The sequence below is a fragment of the Oscillibacter valericigenes genome, assembly GCF_016902445.1.
Classification (GTDB): domain Bacteria; phylum Bacillota; class Clostridia; order Oscillospirales; family Oscillospiraceae; genus Oscillibacter; species Oscillibacter avistercoris.
Genome location: NZ_JACSNX010000092.1, coordinates 1 through 234, shown reverse-complemented (window position 1 = coordinate 234; position 234 = coordinate 1). Strand labels below are relative to the sequence as shown.

Annotated in this window: 1 tRNA gene; it reads right to left on the bottom strand. The window is 54.7% G+C overall.

Annotation, left to right across the window (positions count from 1 at the left end):
- Positions 1-30: 30 nt before the first annotated feature.
- A tRNA-Lys gene (locus H9X91_RS14155) sits at positions 31-106 on the bottom strand.
- Positions 107-234: the final 128 nt, after the last annotated feature.

Genomic DNA, 234 nt, shown 5'->3' with positions numbered 1-234 from the left:
CGCTGTCTTAACCACTTGACCAACGGGCCATGGTGCACCTTCACGGACTCGAACCGGGGACCCACTGATTAAGAGTCAGTTGCTCTACCAACTGAGCTAAAGGTGCAAACTCGAGGGGCTTGCTTTTCCCTGCACCCTCAAAACCGAACAATGTGACGCCGCGTTCAAGCACGCCTGCTTCTTCTCGTAGGTCAAGCCCTCGGGCGATTAGTACCGGTCAGCTCCATACATTAC